Source organism: Kitasatospora nipponensis, assembly GCF_039528135.1.
GTDB lineage: Bacteria > Actinomycetota > Actinomycetes > Streptomycetales > Streptomycetaceae > Kitasatospora > Kitasatospora nipponensis.
The window spans coordinates 12,631-33,293 of record NZ_BAAALF010000085.1 but is presented as its reverse complement, the minus strand read 5'-3'; the positions used below and the strand labels follow the sequence as shown (position 1 = coordinate 33,293).

General features: G+C 75.5%; 19 protein-coding genes. 5 read left to right on the top strand and 14 right to left on the bottom strand.

Annotated features, from left to right (window positions below):
• The 8 genes from ABD323_RS22575 to ABD323_RS22540 all read right to left on the bottom strand — a co-directional run.
• The coding region (locus tag ABD323_RS22575) for a Wzz/FepE/Etk N-terminal domain-containing protein (RefSeq protein WP_344443711.1) at nt 1-586 on the bottom strand (586 nt) is incomplete at its 3' end.
• The gene (locus ABD323_RS22570; RefSeq protein ID WP_344443710.1) at nt 586-1,758 is read right to left on the bottom strand and encodes a glycosyltransferase; all 1,173 of its coding nucleotides are present in this window, start codon (nt 1,756-1,758) and stop codon (nt 586-588) included. The genes ABD323_RS22575 and ABD323_RS22570, both read right to left, overlap by 1 nt.
• A complete protein-coding gene (locus tag ABD323_RS22565; protein WP_344443709.1) occupies nt 1,755-2,555 on the bottom strand; it encodes a polysaccharide deacetylase family protein in 801 nt (266 codons plus the stop codon). Before ABD323_RS22565 ends, ABD323_RS22570 begins: the two co-directional genes overlap by 4 nt.
• A complete protein-coding gene (locus ABD323_RS22560; protein WP_344443708.1) occupies nt 2,545-4,404 on the bottom strand; it encodes a lipid II flippase MurJ in 1,860 nt (619 codons plus the stop codon). Before ABD323_RS22560 ends, ABD323_RS22565 begins: the two co-directional genes overlap by 11 nt.
• On the bottom strand, nt 4,401-5,750 hold the full coding sequence (locus tag ABD323_RS22555) for an O-antigen ligase family protein (RefSeq protein ID WP_344443707.1): 1,350 nt from the start codon (nt 5,748-5,750) through the stop codon (nt 4,401-4,403). Before ABD323_RS22555 ends, ABD323_RS22560 begins: the two co-directional genes overlap by 4 nt.
• A gap of 6 nt (nt 5,751-5,756) precedes the next feature.
• Nucleotides 5,757-7,277: an exopolysaccharide biosynthesis polyprenyl glycosylphosphotransferase gene (locus ABD323_RS22550; protein ID WP_344443706.1), complete on the bottom strand. Its 1,521-nt coding sequence runs from the start codon at nt 7,275-7,277 to the stop codon at nt 5,757-5,759.
• Nucleotides 7,278-7,589: 312 nt separating this feature from the next.
• A complete protein-coding gene (locus tag ABD323_RS22545) occupies nt 7,590-8,738 on the bottom strand; it encodes a glycosyltransferase (protein ID WP_344443705.1) in 1,149 nt (382 codons plus the stop codon).
• Between the two features lie 123 nt (nt 8,739-8,861).
• Nucleotides 8,862-9,302, bottom strand: a complete 441-nt coding sequence (locus tag ABD323_RS22540) for an SRPBCC family protein (RefSeq protein ID WP_344443704.1) — start codon at nt 9,300-9,302, stop codon at nt 8,862-8,864.
• Between the two features lie 146 nt (nt 9,303-9,448).
• On the opposite strand from ABD323_RS22540, the gene ABD323_RS22535 reads away from it, so the two are divergent.
• The 3 genes from ABD323_RS22535 to ABD323_RS22525 are packed head-to-tail and all read left to right on the top strand — an operon-like array spanning nt 9,449 to nt 12,953.
• Nucleotides 9,449-9,973, top strand: a complete 525-nt coding sequence (locus tag ABD323_RS22535; protein WP_344443703.1) for a PadR family transcriptional regulator — start codon at nt 9,449-9,451, stop codon at nt 9,971-9,973.
• A complete protein-coding gene (locus ABD323_RS22530) occupies nt 9,970-10,692 on the top strand; it encodes an ABC transporter ATP-binding protein (protein ID WP_344443702.1) in 723 nt (240 codons plus the stop codon). Before ABD323_RS22535 ends, ABD323_RS22530 begins: the two co-directional genes overlap by 4 nt.
• Nucleotides 10,689-12,953: an FtsX-like permease family protein gene (locus ABD323_RS22525; RefSeq protein ID WP_344443701.1), complete on the top strand. Its 2,265-nt coding sequence runs from the start codon at nt 10,689-10,691 to the stop codon at nt 12,951-12,953. The genes ABD323_RS22530 and ABD323_RS22525 overlap by 4 nt, the downstream gene beginning before the upstream one ends.
• A 32-nt stretch (nt 12,954-12,985) precedes the next feature.
• Here ABD323_RS22525 and ABD323_RS22520 read toward each other — a convergent pair whose 3' ends face one another.
• Nucleotides 12,986-13,927, bottom strand: a complete 942-nt coding sequence (locus ABD323_RS22520; protein ID WP_344443700.1) for a hypothetical protein — start codon at nt 13,925-13,927, stop codon at nt 12,986-12,988.
• A 26-nt stretch (nt 13,928-13,953) separates the two neighbouring features.
• Nucleotides 13,954-14,499, bottom strand: coding sequence for an RNA polymerase sigma factor (locus ABD323_RS22515; protein ID WP_344443698.1), 546 nt, complete (start codon nt 14,497-14,499; stop codon nt 13,954-13,956).
• A 156-nt stretch (nt 14,500-14,655) separates the two neighbouring features.
• Between ABD323_RS22515 and ABD323_RS22510 the strand changes: the two genes are divergently transcribed.
• Both ABD323_RS22510 and ABD323_RS22505 read left to right on the top strand, forming a co-directional pair.
• The gene (locus ABD323_RS22510; RefSeq protein ID WP_344443697.1) at nt 14,656-15,534 is read left to right on the top strand and encodes a HipA family kinase; all 879 of its coding nucleotides are present in this window, start codon (nt 14,656-14,658) and stop codon (nt 15,532-15,534) included.
• A 138-nt stretch (nt 15,535-15,672) separates the two neighbouring features.
• The gene (locus ABD323_RS22505) at nt 15,673-16,290 is read left to right on the top strand and encodes a hypothetical protein (protein WP_344443696.1); all 618 of its coding nucleotides are present in this window, start codon (nt 15,673-15,675) and stop codon (nt 16,288-16,290) included.
• A 3-nt stretch (nt 16,291-16,293) separates the two neighbouring features.
• Here the strand turns inward: ABD323_RS22505 and ABD323_RS22500 are convergent, their stop codons facing one another.
• From ABD323_RS22500 to ABD323_RS22485, 4 genes are all read right to left on the bottom strand, one after another.
• Nucleotides 16,294-17,313 (bottom strand): hypothetical protein, encoded by a 1,020-nt coding sequence (locus tag ABD323_RS22500; protein WP_344443695.1) that lies wholly within the window; start codon nt 17,311-17,313, stop codon nt 16,294-16,296.
• 77 nt (nt 17,314-17,390) lie between these two features.
• Complete coding sequence (locus tag ABD323_RS22495) at nt 17,391-17,597, bottom strand: hypothetical protein (RefSeq protein ID WP_344443694.1); 207 nt, start codon at nt 17,595-17,597, stop codon at nt 17,391-17,393.
• A gap of 96 nt (nt 17,598-17,693) precedes the next feature.
• On the bottom strand, nt 17,694-18,791 hold the full coding sequence (locus ABD323_RS22490; protein WP_344443693.1) for a baeRF3 domain-containing protein: 1,098 nt from the start codon (nt 18,789-18,791) through the stop codon (nt 17,694-17,696).
• A 134-nt stretch (nt 18,792-18,925) separates the two neighbouring features.
• A complete protein-coding gene (locus ABD323_RS22485) occupies nt 18,926-19,564 on the bottom strand; it encodes a DUF4190 domain-containing protein (protein ID WP_344443692.1) in 639 nt (212 codons plus the stop codon).
• Between the last annotated feature and the right edge of the window lie 1,099 nt (nt 19,565-20,663).

Below are 20,663 nucleotides of genomic sequence, written 5' to 3'. Positions count from 1 at the left end.
CCCCGTCGGCCGCGGCGGCGGGCCCGGCGAGCGGCTTGCGGCGGGTCATCATCACCAGCGAGCCCACCAGCACGCCGGCCGCCGCGCCCACCGCGACGTCCAGCCGCGCGCTCGGCGTGGTCGGCTTGTCGGGCGCGGCCGCGGCCGCCAGCGGGACCAGCCGGACCCCGGTCTCCTTGCTGCTGGTGTTGCCGAAGGCGACCAGCGCCCTGGCCACCGCGTCGGCCGAGCGGACCGCGTCGCCGGGCGTGCCGCCGCTGCCGTCGATCTCGATCACCGGCGCGTCGGGCGAGGTGGTGCCGTGCACCAGGCCGGCCAGCTCCGCGCTGCTGTGCCCGGAGTCGGGCGCGGCCGCCACCAGCACCTGCGGCTGGCCGGCGAGGCGCCCGTAGGCCTGCGCGAAGTTGACCGCCACCCCGGGCTCGGTGGTGCTCTCCGGGACCACCACCACGTAGGAGTTGGCGGCGTAGACCGGCGGCGTGACGACGGCGTAGCCGGCCGCGCCGCCCGCGCCGAGCGGGACGGCCACGGCCACCGGCCACCAGCGCCGGGCCAGGGTGCGGACGTATCGGCGTCGATCGGTCATCAGGTTTCCCTCCCGGCCGGGGCCGGCACGCCGGCCGGTCCCAACCGCTGGTACAGCGCGGCCAGTTCGCTGGCCGTGCGGGTGATGTCGTAGTGCGCCACGGCCGGCGGCCGCGGCGGCGGGCCGCCCGGGCGGGCGCCGGCCGAGCGGAGCGCCGGCGGGTGGGCGGCCAGGTCGAGCAGCGCGGCCCGGTAGGCGGCCGGGTCGGAGGCGATCTTGCGGGCGCCGGGGGCGGCCTCGGCCGGCAGCGCCTCCAGGGCCGGGCAGCCGCTGTGGCAGACCGGCAGGCCGGCCGTCAGCCCCTCCAGGACCGCCAGGCCGAACGTCTCCTGCTCGGAGGGCGCGGCCAGCACGTCCATCGCCGCCAGGAGTTCGGGCAGGTCGGCGCGCTCACCGGTGCAGTGCAGCCGGTCGGCCACGCCCAGGTCGGCGGCCAGCGCCCGCAGGGCCGCCCGCTGCGGCCCCTCCCCCACCAGCAGCAGCCGGGCGTCCAGCTCGGGCGGCAGCCCGGCCAGCGCCTCGACGAGCACGCCGAACCGCTTGCCCGGCACCAGCCGTCCCACCGCCCCCACCACCCAGGAGCCGAGCGGCAGGCCGCACTGGTCGCGCACCGACTGGCGCACCAGCAGCCGCTCCAGCGCGAGCAGTTCGTAGCGCGCGGCGTCGATCCCGTTGGGCAGCACGGCGATCCGCTGGGCCGGCACGCCCCAGTCGCCCAGCGTGCCGGCCACCTGCCGGGAGACCGCGACCGTGGTGTGGCCCAGCCGTTCGGCCGCCAGGTAGAGGGTCCTGACCCCGGTGCCGACCGGTCGGCCCTCGATGGTGCCGGCGTGCAGCGAGTGCTCGGTGGCCAGCACCGTGCGCACCCCGGCCAGCCGGGCGGCCAGCCGCCCGTACAGGCCGGCCCGGTAGAGGTGGGTGTGCACCACGTCGTAGCGGCCGCGCCGGATCAGCCGGGTGAGCCGGGGCAGCACGGCCAGGTCGCGGTTGCCGCGCATCCGCAGGTCGTGCACGGTGACCCCGTCGGCGCGCAGCGCGCTCGCCACCGACCCGGGGTTGGTCAGGGTCGCCACCTCGCAGTCGATCCCCGGCGGCAGGTGGCGCAGGGTCAGCAGCAGCTGCTGTTCGGCGCCGCCGCCCGCCAGCCCGGTGATGACGTGCAGCACCCTCATCGGTTCGCCCCCCGCGCGCCGGCCCGGCGCAGCTCGGTGACCACGTCGCGCAGCCCGTGCCGGCCGCGCTTGGCGCGCAGCCGCCAGGCGCCGTCGCGGTCGCCCACGTAGCAGCGGGGCAGCGCGAAGCGGCCGGCCAGCGTGCTGTGGCCGATCGCCACCGCGTAGTCGTAGCCCGCCTCCTCGACGGCCAGCGTGGCGGGTTCGTCCACCGCGCCGTACGGGTAGCAGAAGCCGCCGATCGGGCTGCCCACCAGGTTCTGCAACACCCGTCTGCTGTCGCGCACCTCGGCGGCCAGCGTCGCGGCGGGCAGGCCCGGCAGCGCCCGGTGGCTCAGCCCGTGCGAGCCGATCTCCCAGCCGGCGGCGGCCAGTTCGCAGACCTGGTCGACGGTGAGCAGTGCCTTGCGGGGGCCCTCGGCGTCCCAGCCGTTGTCGCCGCCGAGGCGGTCGGCGACCACGTACGCGGTGGCGGTGAAGCCGTACGCCCGCAGCACCGGTACGACGTGCCGCGCGAAGTCGGCGTAGCCGTCGTCGAAGGTCAGCCCGACCAGCCGGTCGCGCCGGCCCGCGGCCCGGGCGGCCAGCAGCTCCCGCATGCTCACCCCCCGCCAGCCGCGCCCGGCCAGCCAGCGCATCTGGGCGGCGAACCGCTGCGGGCTGACCGTGAGCAGGTAGGGGTCCTCCTCCTCGTCGGCCACCGAGTGGTACATCAGGATCCAGGGCGCGCCGTAGCGGCGGCCCGGGGCGGCGCCCTGGCGCGGCACGCGCGGGGAGCGGGTCAGTTCAGCGACCATCGGGCTGCGTTCCTTCCTCCGGGATGTCACGGGCCCCCGCCCGCCGCAGCGCACCGCGCGCCGGGCCGGCCAGCCGGGCCAGCCGCCCGGTCAGCTCGCGGGCGCCGAGCAGCGCGCCGAGCCCCGCGTAGACCGCCAGCACGCTGCCGCCCCCGGCGGCGATGGAGAGCGCCGGTGCCGCGACCGCGCGGGCGACCAGCGCGCCGGCCGCCGCCGCGCCGCCCGCGGCCACGATCAGCCGGCACTGCCCGGCGAGGACCTGGCGCATCCGCAGCGCGATCCCGCGCAGCGCCAGGCCGCGCAGCAGCAGCACCGCGGTGGTGGTGATGCCCGCCGCGTTGCCGGCCGCCAGGCCCAGCGCGCCGAACGGGCGGGTACTGAGCAGGCCGACCACCGTGGTGACCAGCAGGCCCACCGCCATCGCGCCGACCGGGTACCAGTCGAGCAGTTGGTGTCCGGTGCGCTCGGGGCGCGGGTCGTCGGCCCGGCGCACGGCCGGGCGCATCGAGAAGAACGGGCGGACCATGACGCCGATCAGCGCCTGCGCCAGCAGCCCGAAGCTGTAGACCTGGATCACCTGGGCGGTGGCGGCGGTGTCCTGCGGGCTGAAGGCGCCGCGCTGGAAGAGCAGCGAGACCACCGCGGGCGCGCAGGCGATCAGGAACGCCGTCCCGGCCAGCACGACCGCGGCGGCCTGCCCGAGGTCCTTCTCGACCCGGTCGCGGGCCGCGTCGAGGTCACCGGCCGCCAGCGCCCGGGCGACCAGCGGGAAGGTCACCGTGCAGATCAGGATGGCCGTGGTCATCGCCAACTGGGAGACCTTGGCGGCGTAGTTGAGGTGCGAGATGGTGCCGGCCGGCAGCGCGGAGCCGAGGTAGCGCTCGATGAAGACCTGCGACTGCCGGGTGAGGGTGAAGGCCGCCACCGGCAGCAGCGCGAGCGGGCTCAGCACCAGGGCGCGGCCGGCGCCGCGGGTCGCGCGGGTGGCACGGGTGGCTCGGGTGGCGCAGGTGGCGCCGCGCCTGCGACGCCCGTCGCGGCCGGTGCGCAGCGCGCGGACGAACGGGCCGACCAGCACGCCCGCCATCAGCAGGCTGCCGAAGGCCACCCCGAGCGCGGCGGCCCGGATCCCCAGCAGCAGGTGGCAACTGGTCAGCACGGCCAGGATGCCCAGGTTGTAGGCGACGTAGATGGCCGCGGGCGCCGTGAAGCGGTGGTGCGCGCGCAGGGCGGCGCCCAGGTAGCCGGCCACCCCGAACGGCAGGACGGTGACGGCGGTGATCCGGGTGCAGGTGACGGCGAGGGCCGGCTCGGCCAGGCCGGGGGCCAGCGCCTGCACCAGCTGCGGCGCCCAGAGCGCGGTGGCGCCGGCCAGCGTGCACAGGCCCGCCAGCAGCCAGGGCAGCGTGGCGGCGGTCAGCTGGCGGACCGGGTCCGGACCGTCGGGACGCTCCTCGCGCAGCACCAGGGCCAGGCTGAAGGCCGGCACCATCAGGAACGCCATGGCGTCCTCGATCAGCAGCGGCGCGGCGGTCTCCGGCACCGTCCAGGAGACCAGGAAGGCGTCGGTGCCCTCGTCGGCGCCGAAGAACCGGGCCAGCAGCAGGTCACGGAGCAGGCCCAGGGCCGAGCCGGCCGCGCTGAGCACGGCGGTGATGGTGAAGGCCCGCGCCAGGAAGGACGCGCTGCGCCGCGCCGCCGCCTCCGCGGCCGCCCGCTCGACGGCCGTCGCCCGCTCGACGGCGGACGGGTGCTCGGGGGCGAGCGGCTCGGCGACCGGTTCGCTGAGCGGCTCGCTGAGCGGCTCCGCGAGCGCCTCCGCCACCGGCGGGCTCTGGCTGGTGGTCACCCGCGGGCCTCCGCGGACGGCAGCGCCCACCAGGCCGCCACGCCCAGGATCACCGAGGTGAGCACGGTGGTGGTGCCGCCGATGTCCGCGTAGAGGAAGTCGACCAGCACCCAGCCCAGCAGGCCGATGGCGGCCGGTGCCGCGTCCCCGGCCCGGCGCAGGCAGCCGAGCAGCAGGGCCAGGAAGAGCGCGCCGTACGCCACCATGCCGACCAGGCCCTGCTCGCTGAGCACCAGGAAGTACATGTTGTGCGGCGAGAGCAGCGGCTCGCGCTCGAAGCCGATGGTGGAGTCGGCCGCGTCGCTGCCCGAGGAGAGCCGCAACGGCGCGTGCGAGTCGCGCAGTTGCTGGAAGCTCTTGGGGCCGGCGCCGGAGACCGGGTGGTCGGCCCAGATCGCCCGGGCGGTCGCCCACAGGTCGTAGCGGTCGCTGACCGAGTGGTCCTCGTTGCCGCCGGAGACCGAGCCGATGCTGCTGAGCCGCTCGGTGACCCCGCCGCCGCCCGCGCCCAGCCCGCCGACCAGCACCACGGCCGCCGCCAGTGCGAGCACCGCGCTGCGCAGCGCGAGCCGGGCGTCGGCGCGCAGCAGCAGCGCGACGGCGCCGACCGCGGTGGCGATCCAGCTGCCACGGCTGAAGGAGACCGCGAGCGGGAAGGCCAGGAAGGCCGCGGCGGCGAAGAGCGCGCGCCGGGCCCAGCCGCCGCGCCGCGCCGCCAGCGCCAGCGCGAGGGCGGCGAGCAGTCCGAAGCTGACCACGCCGGACATCGCCATGATGTCCAGCGCGCCGAAGGTGCCGACCGCGCGGATCGGCTGGCCGGTGTAGGAGGCGCCGGTCCCGGTGAGGTACTGCTCGGCGCCGACCCCGCCTTCGATCAGTGCGGCCAGCACGAAGGCGCCCAGCACCAGGCGCAGGTCGGTGCGGTCGCGCAGCGCGCAGATCACCGAGGCCGGGACCAGCACGAAGATCTGCACCAGCCGCACGAAGCCGGTCAGGCTGGTGGCCGGGTCGATCGAGGTGACGGTGGCGGCCGCCGCCGCGCAGACCACCCCCGCGAAGACCAGGCAGGCGGCCCGGCCGAGCCCCTGCGCCCGGCCGCGCAGCAGGTCCAGCGCGGTGAGGGCGACCAGCGCCAGCGAGGCCAGGTCGGCCGCGGTGACGTGGACGGCGGCCGTCACGTCCTTCTCGCCGGTGGGCACGCAGACCAGCAGGACGGTCGCGGCGGCGAGCCAGCTCGGCCGGCGCAGCAGGGCGCCGGCGGCCGGCAGGGCGGGCCGTGGCCACGCTCGCGGCCACGGCCACGGTCGCGCTAAGCGGGCCGGGACGGTCGGCAGGGTCAGGGCCACGGTGCGTCAGCTCCCGTCCGGGCGGAGCATCAGCGCGGCGGTGCGCAGCAGGATCTTGACGTCCTGCCAGAGGCTCCAGCTCTCGATGTAGCGGTTGTCGTAGCGGGCCCGGTCCTCGATGGAGGTGTCCCCGCGCAGGCCGTTGACCTGGGCCAGGCCGGTGAGGCCGACCGGGACCCGGTGGCGGTCGGCGTACTCGGGGTAGGCCTGGCTGAACCGCATGACGAAGTAGGGCCGTTCGGGGCGCGGGCCGACCAGGCTCATGTCGCCGCGCAGCACGTTCCACAGCTGCGGCAGCTCGTCCAGCGAGCTGCGGCGCAGCAGGCGGCCGACCGCGCCCATCCGGTGGTCCTGGGAGATGTTCCAGCGGGTCGCCGACTCGTGCTCGTTGCTGGGTCGCAGGGTGCGGAACTTCAGGACGGTGAAGACCCGGCCGTCGAGTCCGGTGCGCTGCTGGCGGAAGAGCACGCCGGGGCCGGTGTCCCAGCGCACCGCGAAGGCGCAGGCGGCCAGCACCGGGGCGAGCGCCAGCAGGCCCAGGCCCGCGGCGGTGACGTCCAGCGCGCGCTTGACGGCCCAGCCGGGTCGGCGCATCGCCGGGCGGTCCAGCCGCAGGCAGGGGTAGCCCCAGAGGTGGTCGGCGGTGCGCCGCCCGGCGGGCTCCAGCGAGCCGTGCTCGCGCAGCGCGGGGACCAGCCAGACCTGGCAGCCGAGGCGGACCGCCTCGCGCAGCGTGCTCGCGGTCTCCTGCTCGTCGGCGGCGCCGGCGGTGGCGATCAGCCGGCGCACGCCGTGCCGGCGGATCTCGCGTTCCAGCACCTCGCGCCCGCCGAGCACCGGCAGCGGCGAGTCACCGGACAGCAGGACCGGGTCGGGGTCGAGGTAGCCGACCGGGTGCAGCCCGTACTCGGGATGCTCGCGCAGCGCGGTGGCCACCCGCTGGCCGAGCGGGCCGGCGCCGAGCAGCAGCACCGGGTCCGGCCGGCGGCGGCGGACCCGGCGCAGCAGGCCGTAGAGCCCGGCGCGGCCCAGCGTCGCGGTCAGGGCCAGCACGGCGAGCAGGGTGAGCAGGTGCGGTGGGGTGGCCGGACCGCAGGAGGGCCACCCGAGCGGCCAGCCGCCGGGCAGGCAGCCGGCCAGGGTGACCGCGAAGGCGAGGGCGACGGCGGCCCGGCCGGCCAGCGCGGGCAGTTCGTCGAGTGCGGAGGGGGTCATCCGGCTGCGGTAGAGGCCGCCGGCGAGGTTGAGCGGCAGCAGGAGCGGCAGGACCGAGGCGGCGGCCGCCAGCCGGTGTCCGGGGCCGGCCGTGCAGCCGGCGGAGGCGGCGCAGGCGGGCAGCACGTCGACCACCAGCAGCCCCAGCGGCAGCGCGGCGCGCGAGCGCAGCCGCCGCCGGTGGCGGCCGAGCGGCGGCGCGGAGCGGGACTGGGCCGGCCGGGTGGGCCGGTCGAGGAGCTCGGTCGTGGGCCGGCGGCCGGCGGTGGCGGACCGCCCGGGCCGTGGCACACTCTCGTGGTCAATGGTCATCAGCGCACGAACTCCCCTGCTGTGTGCCTCTGGTGGCGAGTTCCCGGGACCGGGTGCCCGGCGCCGCGAGCCCGGCGCCATGGGCGCGGTCCGGGTAGCACCTGCTGCCGCGCGAACGGCCTTCGTCCGGATGTGGACAAGCGTCTGGTCAGGGATGTCGCAACCATAAGAACGAAGCAGGCAAAATCAGACATTACCGAACGGTGGTGACTATTCCGGCAGTTGACTTGCCATTTCATTCCACCCGCCCATTAGTAGGAATTTCCCACTTGGCGTACTTTTCCTGACGCGTCTTCACGCTCTGGGAAACGATCAGATCTGCGCGGGGACACGGGGAGTCGACTGGCCGCCGTTGATCGACTTCTGGTAGAGCTCGGACACCCTGGCGACCACCGATCGCACGTCGTGCCGGGCCGTCACCCAGGCCCGCGCCTCGGCGCCGCGGCGGGCGCACTCCAGCGGATCGGACAGCGCCAGCGCCAGCGCGCCGGTCAGCGAGGCCGGGTCCCCGGAGGGCACCAGCGCGCTCGCCCGGTGCTCCGGCGGCAGCTGCTCGCGGGCCCCGGGCACCTCGCTGAGCAGCACCGGGCGGGCCATCGCCATCGCCTCCAGCGGCGCCAGCGCCATCCCCTCCCAGCGCGAGGGCAGCACCACCAGGTCGGCGGCCGCCAGCCAGCGGCGCGGGTCGGCCACGTCGCCCGTCAGGGTGACCCGGTACGGCTCGGGCAGCGCGCGTGCCTGGGCGGCCAGCGCCTGGGCGTCCGGCCCGCCGCCGACCAGCGCAAGGCGCGCGGTGGGCACCCGGCGCAGCACCGCCGGCCAGCTGGCCAGCAGCACGTCCTGCCCCTTCTGGCGGCAGAGCCGGCCCACGCAGACCGCCAGCGGCTCGGACAGGTCCAGGCCCAACGAGAGCCGGGCGGCGCGGCGTTCGGCGGGCGCGTAGTGCCGCAGGTCGACGCCGTTGGGGACCACCGTGAAGTCGGCCGCGATGCCGGCCGCCTCGCCGTCCAGCCGCTCCTGCTCACTGACGCACAGCACCGAGGTGGCCCACCGGGTGGCGTACCGCTCCCAGCGGGTGCTGGCGGTGGCCAGCGCGCCGCTCGCGGCGGCGAACGACCAGGCGTGCGGCTGGAAGACGGTGGGCAGCCGGCCGCGCACCGCCAGCCGGCCGGCCAGCCCGGCCTTGGCACTGTGCAGGTGGACCAGGTCGGGGGCCGCCGCCTGGACCAGCCGGCCCAGCCGGCCGGTCTCGGCCGGCACGCTCGGGCCGGGCGAGCGACGGGCCGGCCAGTCCAGCGGCTCGGCCCCGGCCGCCGCCACCTGCCCGGCCAGCCGGCCCTCGGGCGGGCAGGCCACCAGCACCCGGTGTCCGGCGGCGCGCTGCCCGCGGACCAGGTCGGTGACCACCCGGGCCACACCGCCGTCGACCGGCTGGGAGACATGAAGGATCGTCAGATGCACGGCCGCGAGCCTAGGGTGGCGCGGCGCGGCGGTCGCCCGCCGTCACTCGCCCGTGGACGCGGTCCACCCGTACGGCTGGCGGCTCGCACGGGTGTACCGGCGGGGGGTCGGGGACGGGGTGGGCTACTTCAGGTGGTCGGCGAGGGCCGCGAGCACCTGGTCGTGGATCCGGTTGAGGCCCTTGGGCGCGAAGGTGCGCTCGAAGAAGCCGCCGATGCCGCCGGCGCCCTTCCAGCTGGCCTCGACGCTCACCCGGGTCTGCCCGGCGCCGGCCGCGACGACCGTCCAGGTGATCACCATCGAGGAGTTGGCGTCGGTCTCGACCAGCTTGCCGGGCGCCGGGACGCTGACCGTGAAGAGGCAGTCGCGCACCCGCTTCTCGGTGGCCTGGAGCTTCCAGTGCACCTGGGTGCCGGCGCCGATCCCCCCGGCGCGGACCTCGTACTCGCTGTACTGCGCGGGCAGCAGCTTCGGCCGGACGACGGCGTAGTCGGCGAGCGCCTCGTACACCTGCTCGAGGGTGGCGGGGTAGGTCCGCTCGGTGACGGCGTGGACCTGGGCCATGGAGCTGCTCCTTCGGTGGCGGATCGCGATGGGGCAAGCCAACCACATCCGCCACCACCGGCCGGACAGCGGCTTGAGGACGCCCGAACAGGGCCCCGGCGGTGGATGATTGACGCGGTGTACACACTCAGTGTAGACACTCGGTTATGACCGTTCCCTTCGCCCTCCTGGGCTTACTCGAACGCGAGTCGAGCCACGGCTACGACCTCAAGCGCGACTACGACACCTACTTCGGCCGCGGCAAGCCGCTGCTGATCGGCCAGGTCTACTCGACCCTCGGCCGGCTCGCCCGGGACGGCAAGGTGGTGGTCGGACCGGCCGAGCCCGGGGCCGGTCCCGACCGCAAGCGCTACGTCATCACCGAGCGCGGCGCCAGCGACGTGGAGACCTGGCTGACCGAACCGGTCGAGGCCGAACCGCACCTGCAGACCGTGCTGTTCACCAAGGTGGTGCTGGCCCTGATGCTGGGCCGCGACGCGGAGAGCTACCTCGACCTGCAACGGGCCGCGCACCTGGCCCGGATGCGGGAGCTGACCGAGGTCAAGCGCAGCGGCCAGCTGGTCGACCGGCTCCTCGCCGACCACGGCATGTTCCACCTGGAGGCGGACCTGCGGTGGATCGACATCACCTCCGCCCGGCTCGGCGCGCTCGCCGAGGAGGTGTGCTCATGACGGCCGGCGGCAAGCACGGGGACCTCCCGGGCGAGGACCTCCTGGTGGAGGCGCGGGACGTCGAGCTGGGCTTCGGCCGGACACCGGCGCTGCGCGGCGCGCACCTGACGGTGGCCCGCGGCGAGATCCTGGCGATCATGGGCCCCAGCGGATCGGGCAAGTCGACCCTGCTGCACTGCCTGGCCGGGATCCTCACGCCGGACTCCGGCGAGATCCACTTCGACGGACGCCGGATCGACACCCTGCGGGAGGACGAGCGCAGCGCGCTGCGGCGCGACCGCTTCGGGTTCGTCTTCCAGTTCGGCCAGCTGGTGCCCGAACTCACCGCCGAGGAGAACGTCGCCCTGCCGCTGCTGCTGGCCGGCGCGCGCCGGGCACCGGCGCTCGCGCGGGCCCGGACCTGGTTCGCACGGCTCGGCCTGGAGGGCCTGGAGGGCCGCCGGTCCGGCGAGCTGTCCGGCGGGCAGGCCCAACGCGTGGCGCTGGCCCGGGCCCTGGTCGCCGAGCCGGACGTGCTCTTCGCCGACGAGCCGACCGGCTCGCTCGACTCGCTCACCGGCGAGCAGGTGATGGAACTGCTCGTCAGCACCGCCCGCGAGCAGGGCACCACCGTCATCGTGGTCACCCACGAACCCCGGGTGGCCGCCTGCGCGGACCGCGAGGTCATCGTGCGCGACGGCCGGGCCGCGCCGCTGGGCGCCGGACGGAGCCTGCGATGATCCGGCTGGGACTGCGCCTGACCGTGGGAGGCGGCCGCGAGGCGGCGGCCCGGCTGGCGATCATCGCGGCGGCGGTCGCACTGGGCGTCGGCCTGCTGCTGGGCACGCTGGCGGCCATCGGCGCCATCGGCACCCAGAACAGCCGCGGCGCCTGGTTCAACAGCGGCTCGGCCGAAACCGCACCGGCACCGGCGCCGGCCACCGGTTCCACCGTGGACCCGCTCTGGTGGCACCTGGACGGCGACCGCTTCGAGGGCCGGCTGATCGGCCGCCTCGACCTGGCCGCCACCGGGCCGCACTCCCCGCTGCCCCCGGGCCTGCCGCGGCTGCCCGGCCCCGGCGAGTTCTACGCCTCGCCGGCCCTGGGCCGCCTGCTCGCCACCACCCCGGCCGACGAGTTGGCCGCCCGCTACCCGGGCCGCCAGGTCGGCACCATCGGGGACGCGGCGCTGCCGGGCCCCGACTCCCTGGTGATCGTCATCGGCCACCGGCCCGACGAACTCGCCGGCGCCCGCGACGCCCGTCAGGTCACCTCCATCGTGACTGCCTCGGACGGCAGTTGCGGGAACCCCTCCTGCCTGGTCGGCCTCGACAACAACGGCATGGACCTCACCCTCTCGGTCGTGGCCGCCGCGCTGGTCTTCCCGGTGCTCGTCCTGATCGGCACCGCGACCCGGCTCTCGGCGACCCGCCGCGAGCAGCGGTTCGCCGCGATGCGGCTGGTCGGCGCGACACCGCGACAGATCTCGGTCCTCTCGGCGGTCGAGTCGACCGCCGCCGCGGTGCTCGGCACCGCCGCCGGCTTCGTCCTCTTCCTGCTGGCCGCGCCCCTGCTGGCGAGGATCGACTTCACCGGGACGCTGTTCTTCCCCGGCGACCTGACGCTCCCGGCCACGGACGTGGTGCTGGTCGCGCTCGGCGTCCCGGCCGCGGCCGCCGTCTCGGCCCGGATCGCCCTGCGCGGGGTGCGGATCTCCCCGCTCGGCGTCGCCCGGCGGGTCACCCCGCGCCCGCCCCGGGCCTGGCGGGTGATCCCACTGGCCGCCGGCCTGCTGGAACTCACGTACCTGATCGGCCGGGTGCCCACGAGCAGCGACGACCAGGTCCGGGTCTTCCTGCCGGGGATCCTCCTGGTGCTGGGCGGGCTCGTCCTGGCCGGGCCGTGGCTGACCATGCTCGGCGCCCGGCTGATGACCCGCGGCGCCGGACGGCCCACCACACTGATCGCCGGCCGCCGGCTCTCGGACGACCCCAAAGCGGGCTTCCGCGCGGTCAGCGGACTGGTCCTCGCGCTCTGCGTCACCAGCACCGCCGTCGGGGTGATCGGCGCCCTGGCCGCCGAGCGCGGCGTGCCGCGCGGCGGGCCCATCGTCAGCGCCACCGTGGTCGGCGGCTACCAGAGGTACGACGGCGCCGGGCACCCGGCCGGCGGGGTGGCCACGCCGCCCGACGCCGTGCTGGCCGGCCTGCGGGCGATCCCGGGCGTTCGTGGCGTCACCGTGAACCACCTGGATCCGACCTACGCCTGGGGCACCCACGCGGGCCTCGGCGGCGGCCTCGCCGACTGCGCGCAGCTCACGGCCACGGCGGCCTTCGGGACCTGCCCGGCCGGGGCCGAGGCGGCCAGGGTCAACTCCAGCTTCCTCTCCATCGGGCTGCGGGGAACGCCGCCCTGGCCCGCTACCTGGCCCGCCACCACGACCTCGGCCGAGCAGCTGCGGGGGCTGCCCGTCCAGGAGATCGCGGTGGCCACCGACGGGTCCTCGGCCGCGGTCGAGCGGGCCCGGACCGTGCTGGCGAACGCCTACCCGGGCGAGCAGCCCGCGATCACCGTCGCCGAGGACCGCGCCCAGCAGGCCGCGAACCTGGACGCCGACCGGAGGCTGGCCGACGTGGTGGTCGCGATCAGCTTCCCGATCGCCGGCTGCAGCCTCGCGGTGAGCGTGGCCGGCGGCCTGAGCGACCGGCGACGTCCGTTCAGCCTGCTGCGGCTGACCGGCGTGCGGCTCGGCGTGCTGCGGCGCATCGTGCTGCTGGAGAGCGCGCTGCCGCTGGTCGTCGTGGCGACGGTGGCCATCGGGACCGGCTTCCTGACCGCGCAGCTCTTCCTGCGGGCGCAGTTCGGCTACTCCGTCCGCGCGCCGGGGACCGCGTACTACCTGACGATCGGGGGCGGCCTGGCCGTCGCGCTGGGCGTGATCACCGCCACCCTGCCCCTGCTCAGCCGCCTCACCGGACCCGAGATGGCCCGCAACGAGTAGCCCGCCGGCGCCCGCCGGGGCACGAGCGCCGTTCAGGGGGCGAAGTCCGAGGTCAGGTAGGTGTCGTAGGTCACGACGGAGGGGACGGGGACGTTGAGCTGGCCGGCCGACTCCGTGAGCGTCGCCTCCTGGCCCAGGACGCGCCCGGTGTCGGGGTCCACGATGAAGGTGTAGCGCGTGGGCAGTCCGCTCGCGGCCGAGTCGGCGGAGAACGCCACGCCCTGGCGCCCCGCGCGATCGGTCACGGTGCCGGTGAGGCTCAGGCCGGGCAGGCCGGCGATCAGCCGCAGCAGGGCGGCGCGCTGGGGAGGGGTCAGGGCCCGCTCGGTCAGCAGGTCGTGGGCGGCCTCGGACATCCCCTGCGCCTGGTCGATGCCCGGCGTCCTGGCCCGGAGCCAGGCCCGGAGCCCGTCCGCGGTGTCCGGTGTGGGCTCCCTGCCCAGCGTCGGGGCGACCTGCTCGACGGTGGGCTTCCGATCGGTCGCCGGCCGCCGGGTCAGGGTCGCCCCGTCCGGTCCACCGACCAGGTCGAGCTCCTCCGGAACCACCCGGGAGGACGTGCTGCCGGCGCGGGTGCTGGTCCACAGCGCCCACTCGCTCCACCGCAGGTGCACACCCGGCCCGGAACCGCCTGCGCCCTGCAGGGAGGCGCGCCGGGCGATGTCCCCGAGCTCGGCGGCGGCGTCGCCGTCGGCCTGACCGGCGGTCAGCCGGTAGGTGAGGGGGGGCGGTGTCGCCGCGTAGGCCGGGTGCGCGGCGTCGGGAAGGGTGAGCGCGGCGGCAGCGCCGAGCACCACGGCCGCCGAGGCCGCCAGCGAGAGCGTCACCCTCCGCCGGGAGCGTCCGCCAGCCGGCACCGTTCCCCTCGCGTCACCGTCACCGCCGTCGGGGCCCGTGGCCTGTCGCGCCAGGATCCGGTCGACGACGTCCTCGGTGTCCTGCGGTACGGCGCCGACCGGATCGGCCGGCGCCATCAGGCTCCTGACATCCCTGGTCAGCCTCACGATGTCACCCCCATGGTCTTGGTCTTGGTCTTGGTCCGGTGCTGTCCGGCCGGGATCTGCGCCGCGTCCAGCGCCCGGCGCAGTCGCCCGCGGGCCCGGAGCAGTCGCACCGAACAGGCGGCGGCCGAACACCCCAGCGCCCTGGCGGCGTCCCGGACGGACAGGCCCTCCCAGCCGATCAGCGCCAGGAGCTCGCGGTCGTCGGCCCGCAGCGCGGACCACGCCTGGTACACGGCGTGCCGGGCCGCCACCTGGTCACCGACGTCGCGCGTGCCCTGCTCCGAGAGGTCGGCCACTGCCGCCGCCAGGCGGGCCGCTCGGGCGGCCCCGCGGTGCTCGTTGGCGATCGTGTTCCTGGCCACCGCGTACAGCCAGGGCAGCACCGCTCCCGCGGGTATCGCCTCGAACTTCTGCCAGGCGATCGCGAACACCTCGGCGGTGATGTCCGGCACGTCGCCCGCCGGGGCCCGGCGCTGCACGTAGCGACGCACCGCTCGATGGTGCTCGACGTACATCGCCCGGAACTGCTCCTGTGCTGCCAAGGCCGCTCCCTGCCCTCCCTGCCCTCCCTGCGTCAGGCTCACAGTAGGTATGTGTCGGCCGGCAGCGGGATCTGACAGCGGACTTCCGGCGACCTCGGGCGGGCGTGGTAAAGCCCAGGAGGTCGAACGCGGCCGAGCACTAAGGTGACCGGTGTGGTGAATCAGCTGAATCGGGTGCGGGCGCTGCGCTACCTCGACCCGCTGCGGGCCGGCGGGTCGGTGCCGGGGATCGTCGAGACGGACGACCTGGGCACCTACGTGGTCAAGTTCACCGGCGCCGCGCAGGGACGCAAGGCGCTGGTGGCCGAGGTGATCGTCGGCGAACTGGCGCGCCGGCTCGGGCTGCGGGTGCCCGAGCTGGTGCTGGTCGACTTCGACCCGGCGGTCGGCGCGCACGAGCCGGACGCCGAGATCCAGGACCTGCTGCGGGCCAGCTCCGGCCTCAACCTGGGCATGGACTACCTGCCCGGCGCCCGCGACTTCCGCCCCGAGCTGCTGAAGGTCGATCCGCTGGAGGCCGGCGAGGTGGTCTGGCTGGACGCGCTGACCGCCAACGTCGACCGGACCCGCGGCAACCCCAACCTGATGGTCTGGCACGGCCGGCTCTGGCTGATCGACAACGGCGCCGCGCTGGTCTTCCACCACCGCTGGTCCGGCGCGGGCGCCGCGGTGGCCAAGCCGTACGACCTGAGCGCCCACGCGCTGGGCGGCTCCGCACCGGACGTCGAAGCGGCCGACGTCCGGCTCGCGCCGCTGGTGACGCCGGAGTTGCTGCGCGAGGTGGTCGCGCTGGTCCCGTCGCAGTGGCTGAGCCCCGAGGAGGACGGGTTCGACTCGGTGGCCGAGCTGCGCGAGGCGTACGTGCGGCAGTTGGCGACGCGGGCGACGCTCTCCGAGCAGTGGCTGCCGCGCTCCTTCGCCACCGAGCAGCAGCTGCGCGCGACGGAGGCGGCGCGCAGCGCCCGCACGCTGGCGGGGCGGCCGGCCTGGCTGCAGCAGGTGCCGGACCTGCGCGGTGGCGAGCGGCCGAACTGAGTGCTGCCTGCGCGGCCGTTCGGGTGGCCACCCCTGCCGCGGGCACGATGCGGCGCCGCTGCGCCTCGACCGCATGCAAGGGTTCGACTACGACCCATCTCCCCCTGGGGAGCCATTCGTAGCGAGGCGGAGGCGATCGTGGCCTGTGGACGGGACGTTGTTCGTGCGGGCCGGCTGGTGCGGGTGGCCGCGTCCGCGGTGCTGCTGGCCCTGACGGCGGGCTGCGGTGGCGGGACGGACCCGCAGCCGCACCCGACGTCCGCGGGGACCTCCGGGGCGACTGCGGAGGCGCTCGCGACGCTCTTCCCGGGCAGCGGGGGTGGCGGGTCGACGACCAAGGCGAGGCTTCCCGCCACGCAGGTCGGCCAGCGGAGTGTCACGACCCTGGCCTTCTCCGCCGGCTCCGCCACGTCCGCGAGCGGCAGCGCGACCGCGGTGACGGTGGGGGCCGCACACCTGTCCTCGGCGAACTTCACGCTGGTCGGCAACGGGTGTACCGGAATGACCCTCCATGGCGACGCCACCTGCCCCATCGAGGTCGAGTTCGCTCCGACCTCCGTCGGCGCCCACAGTGCGGAGCTCACCGTCGACACCTCGGCGGCCGACGCGGACTACCGCGTGCAGTTGTCCGGCCTGGGGGTGGCAGCGACCGCGACGCCTTCGCTCCCGACAGCGTCGACTTCCACCGAGACCCCGCCCCCGACGACGTCGCCCTCGGCCACGGATACGGCCACGGATACGGCGACGGCGGGCTAGGACTCAGCCGAGCGTCTCGATGCGGATGGTGCCGTCGTCCGGCAGCACCACGGTCAGGTCGTTGGGCTGGCGGCGGACGTGCGAGACCAGGTAGTAGCGGGAGCTGGACTTCGCGATCAGGACGAATCCGCTGTACCGGTAGCGGTACGGCTCACCGTCGTCGGCGAGCTCCTTGAAGGTGATGCCGAGGGCGTCCTGGGTGATGCGCGAGCGCGAGTAGACCAGGACGTTGACCTGCCCCGGGAAGCCGGAGTCCGCGTCGCGGGCGGCCTGGTCGTCCCCGGCCTCGTCCGCGTAACGCGCCAGGGAGAAGAACAGGGACAGCGTCAGCAGTCCGATGAGCACCGCGCCGGCCATGCTCCGGACCCGTTCGCCGGCCATCGGCACGCCCTGCTGTCGCCGTCCGCACTGGTACAGGTGCAACGACCACAGGGCGAGCGCGGCACCGACCGTCACCACCAGAGGCGGCAGGAGGGTTCGCGGCCACCCGGGCTCCAGGAGCGAGAGGACCCTTCGGGACCACCAGGGCGGCTGGACGAAGACGAGGAACCCCAGCAGGAGCAGCAGGCCGCCCGCGACCGCGGCCGCCACCGACGCCCGCTGCCAGAGCGGATTCTCGCGCGGCCGCGCCAGCCACTGCTCGATCAGCGCGAAGAGCGCCAGGGCCAGGAGCGCGCAGCACAGCAGGACCCAGAGCGGGAAGAACAGCGCGTCGGGACTGACGGTCAGGTAGCTGTCACGCGACAGTTGCAGGTCGCTCGTCGGGACGCCGAAGTGGACGTAGTAGGACGTCGTGTAGGTCCGGCCGACGTAGTACAGCAGGCCCACGATGACCGACCCGGGGGCCACGACGTAGGCGGCCTTCTCCAGGAACGCCCTGGTCCGGTCGTCGCGCTGCCGCGCCGCGGGCTCGGGAGCGGCGGCCGGGGCGCCCTGCCGCACACGGTCCGGCCTGGCGGGCGACGCCGGTCGGCGCAGGCGGCGCGCCGCGGTGGCCCTGGCACGCGAGGGCTGCTCGGTCACCGGTCATCCACTCCCATACTCGGAGAACGAGGCGTCGCGCGCCTCGGTCACGCACGGCCCGGCCCTCCGGACAGGCCCTAGTCGCCGACGGCCATCCACCAGACGAAGATCCAGAGCCCCGAGGCCCAGAGCAGCAGGGCACCCGCCAGCAGCGCGCCGAGCAGGGCGGCGCCGGTCAGCAGCAGCTTGCGGTGGAGCGGGAGCCGCCGGCGGGTCGGCAGCGGCCGGTAGGCCGGGTGCGCGTAGCTCGGGTGCGGGTAGGCGGGGTGCGGGTGGGTCTGCATGGGTCCAGCGTGGCCGCCGGGGCCCGACGGGGCATGAGTACGGATACTCGGTTCTCACCCGTGCGGCCCCGGCGGTGGGCCGGCCGGCCGGCCGCGTCAGTAGCGCAGCACGGCGGCGATCCGGCCGTGACCGGCGAGGCGGTCGTCGGGGACGAACTGCACCTTCGCACCGGCGTCCAGGGCGCGCTCGATGACCTCGTCCACGATGTCGTCGCGCGAGCCGGGGCTGCCGGGCTCGGCGGGCAGCAGGTGGTCGCCGTCGTCGCGGACCGTCACCCGGTACTGCTCCTCCACGGCGAGGTGTCCGACCCGGCCGGCGGTGACGTTCTGCCAGACCTCGTCGATCCCGGCGGCGAACCCCTTGCGCCCGCGCGCCTTGTCCAACTCGCCCAGCAATGCCGTCACTTCGTCATCGGCGTGGGCCAGCAGGGCCGGCCGCACGGTCTGCCGCAGGGCCTCGTGCCCGGCCTGCTGCAGACCGCCGTGCGGGACCTGGGCGGTGGCCCGGCGCGCGAGCGTGCCGACGTCGGCGAGCAGCGAGAGCGCCTCCGCCTCGCCGACCAGGTAGAGCGGACGGGGGTCGGCGTCCAGCACCAGGCCGGCAGCCGTGTCGGCGGAGCGCAGGAAGTGCCGGGTCTGCTCGTCGGTGAAGGTGCTGGGCAGGTTGCCGACCCGCTCCTGGCGCTCGGCGTCGGGGTCCACCAGGCTGCGGGTCATCGGGAACCCCCCGCCGGTCAGCTCGGTCAGCCGCTCCGGGCCGCCGCTCCACAGGCCCACGTGGTCGGCCGCCGCGACCAGCACCCAGTAGGGCCGTTCGGCCGCCTGGCTGGCCACCAGGTTGCGGGTCAGGAAGCTGTCCGAGAGCACCACCCGGGCGGGCACCGGCCGGCCCAGCGTCCACACCTGGTGCTCCCCCGGCGCGGCGAAGATCACCAGCCCGTCCTCGGCGTGCACCAGGTCCACCTCGGCCACCGCCTTGTCGAGCTGCCCGACGAGGTCGATCCGGTCGGCCCGGGAGACCCGCGGATCGGCCTGCACCCGCTCCTTCGCCTCGGCCACCAGGTTGCGCAGGCGCACCGGGTCCTGGGCGTTCTCCGGCTCGCGCCGGTGGGTCGGCATCAGGATCGAGACGGCCGGGTACGGGCGCGGCCTGCGCAGCTCGGCAAGGACGGCGGAGGTGAGGGTGGGGTGCACGGGCGAGCCTTTCCCTGGACGCGGACTGCTGGCGCTGTCCCCGCCACCTTGCACCATGATGACCGAGTTTGGTGGTATATACGGCCCGTGCCCGCCTCGCCGCAAGGGCGTCAGCGTGTCAGGGCGTCATCGCGTCAGGGCCTCGTGAAGCAGGACGCCTTGCCGTGCCCGGCGCTGTACTCGAGGGCGTCGGAGTAGAGGAAGCTGACCGTGGCGTCGGCGGGCGTGTCACCGGGCAGCGCCTGGTCGCAGGCGGCCCTGGCCGCCGTCTCGGCCGGGACGTCGGCGCGGTAGGGCAGCGCGGGCGTCGCGTAGACCCGTCCCTCGTGCGCCTGCCCGCACGGCACCAGGGCGACCCACTCGATCCCACCGTCGTCGGTCCTGGAGCGCACGGTGAAGCAGTCCCCCGCCCGCAGGGCGAAGACGCTGCTCACCTGGGTCTGCGAGACCCCGCCGGCCGCGTCACGCTGGACGGCGGGCGTGAACATGTCCGCCAGGTTGAGGAAGAGCAGCGCCCAGACCGTCGCGGCGACCAGTCCGGTGACCGCCGCCGCCTTGCCGCGCTGCCCACTGCGCCGCACCTGCACCAGCCCGATCACCCCGAAGACCAGGCCCAGCGGCACCACGGCCAGCAACCCGCACAGGCGCGCCCAGCGGGCGAACCTGTTGGTCCCGTCCGGCGGCCCCGCATACCCGGGCGCAACCGCCTCCCGCTCGCTCGTCGCGACCGGACCCTGCTGCTGCATCATGACCACCCCGGGATTCGTGCGCACGCCTGTGCGCCCGCTGCGGAGCGCGACCCTAGCGGACCGGGGTGACGGCACTGACCAGCGGGCCCGGAGGGCGGTCGGGCGGGGGGTCAGGGGATCCGTACCCGTCAACCCGCTCGGCCGGGCACCCGGGTTCCACGACGGCGCGGCGGACCGGTGGATCACCCGGTGATCGCACCGCCATCGTGCGGTCGTGACCGGTCAGCGGCACTTCATAACGTCTCGGTGACTGGCGGCCATTCGCGGCGCCGCCGCCGGGGATCCCTGACAGACTTCCCGATGTGACGATGCCCGGGCCCCCGCCCCGGTCGTCGGAGCAGGCCGTGTCCCGGGCGCCCGTAACGCCCGGGGCACGGTCCTCCCAACATGCCCAGGGTGGGGGCCCGGCATGCGGTGCGGGGATCGTCCCGGTGGTCCGTCGTGCCCGCTTCGGTTACGTACGACCACAGGATGATCTCCACCCGAAGGATCAACCGTCAGGTGGATGACCGGCGGGGGGCGGACCACCTAGCTTTTCTCCTGTGCCCGGCGCGGCCCCGCCGCGACGGACACACAGGTCGGTGACCCGGCGGCAGTTGTCGTCGGGGGACCGGAAGTTCACACGGGGGAGGCAGTCGCTTTGACGAACCACCATGCTGCGGCAGGCCGGCGTTGCTCACCACACACGCCGGACCGGGCCGTGCGCCCTCGTGTCAGACAGTCTTGATCGGCGAGGGCGAGCCGACGGCGCAGGCTGCGCCGGCGGACGAAAGGCCCATCCGGCGGCGCTGAGCAGTGGCGGGGCCGGATGGGCCTCGCCGCCACTCCGCTGACGGGCCCTCGCCACCGGCGACGCCCGGCGCTCATCGCCCGGCGTCTGCCACCAGACGCCGTCACTCGACGCCCGTCAGCACCAGGTCACTTGACCGACCCGCCGGCTGAACATCTCACCGGCGAACCGTGCGACCGAGTCGCCTGCTGACCACGTCACCAGCACAGAGAGAAACCTGCCCCGACCGTGCTCCGGCGCGGCCCACCGGGTGGGTCCACCGACCACACCCCCGACCGGCCGCCGCTCGTCCGCGCCGCGCCGGCGGGGCGGGGCGGCGGGTCGCCCCGGCTG

Excerpts from the sequence above, each read along its gene's own strand:
- ABD323_RS22570 (WP_344443710.1), bottom strand. The coding sequence starts at position 1,758 with ATGAGGGTGCTGCACGTCATCACCGGGCTGGCGGGCGGCGGCGCCGAA.
- ABD323_RS22565 (WP_344443709.1), bottom strand. The coding sequence starts at position 2,555 with ATGGTCGCTGAACTGACCCGCTCCCCGCGCGTGCCGCGCCAGGGCGCC.
- ABD323_RS22550 (WP_344443706.1), bottom strand. The coding sequence starts at position 7,277 with ATGACCATTGACCACGAGAGTGTGCCACGGCCCGGGCGGTCCGCCACC.
- ABD323_RS22540 (WP_344443704.1), bottom strand. The coding sequence starts at position 9,302 with ATGGCCCAGGTCCACGCCGTCACCGAGCGGACCTACCCCGCCACCCTC.
- ABD323_RS22535 (WP_344443703.1), top strand. The coding sequence starts at position 9,449 with ATGACCGTTCCCTTCGCCCTCCTGGGCTTACTCGAACGCGAGTCGAGC.
- ABD323_RS22530 (WP_344443702.1), top strand. The coding sequence starts at position 9,970 with ATGACGGCCGGCGGCAAGCACGGGGACCTCCCGGGCGAGGACCTCCTG.
- ABD323_RS22525 (WP_344443701.1), top strand. The coding sequence starts at position 10,689 with ATGATCCGGCTGGGACTGCGCCTGACCGTGGGAGGCGGCCGCGAGGCG.
- ABD323_RS22520 (WP_344443700.1), bottom strand. The coding sequence starts at position 13,927 with ATGGCGCCGGCCGATCCGGTCGGCGCCGTACCGCAGGACACCGAGGAC.
- ABD323_RS22495 (WP_344443694.1), bottom strand. The coding sequence starts at position 17,597 with ATGCAGACCCACCCGCACCCCGCCTACCCGCACCCGAGCTACGCGCAC.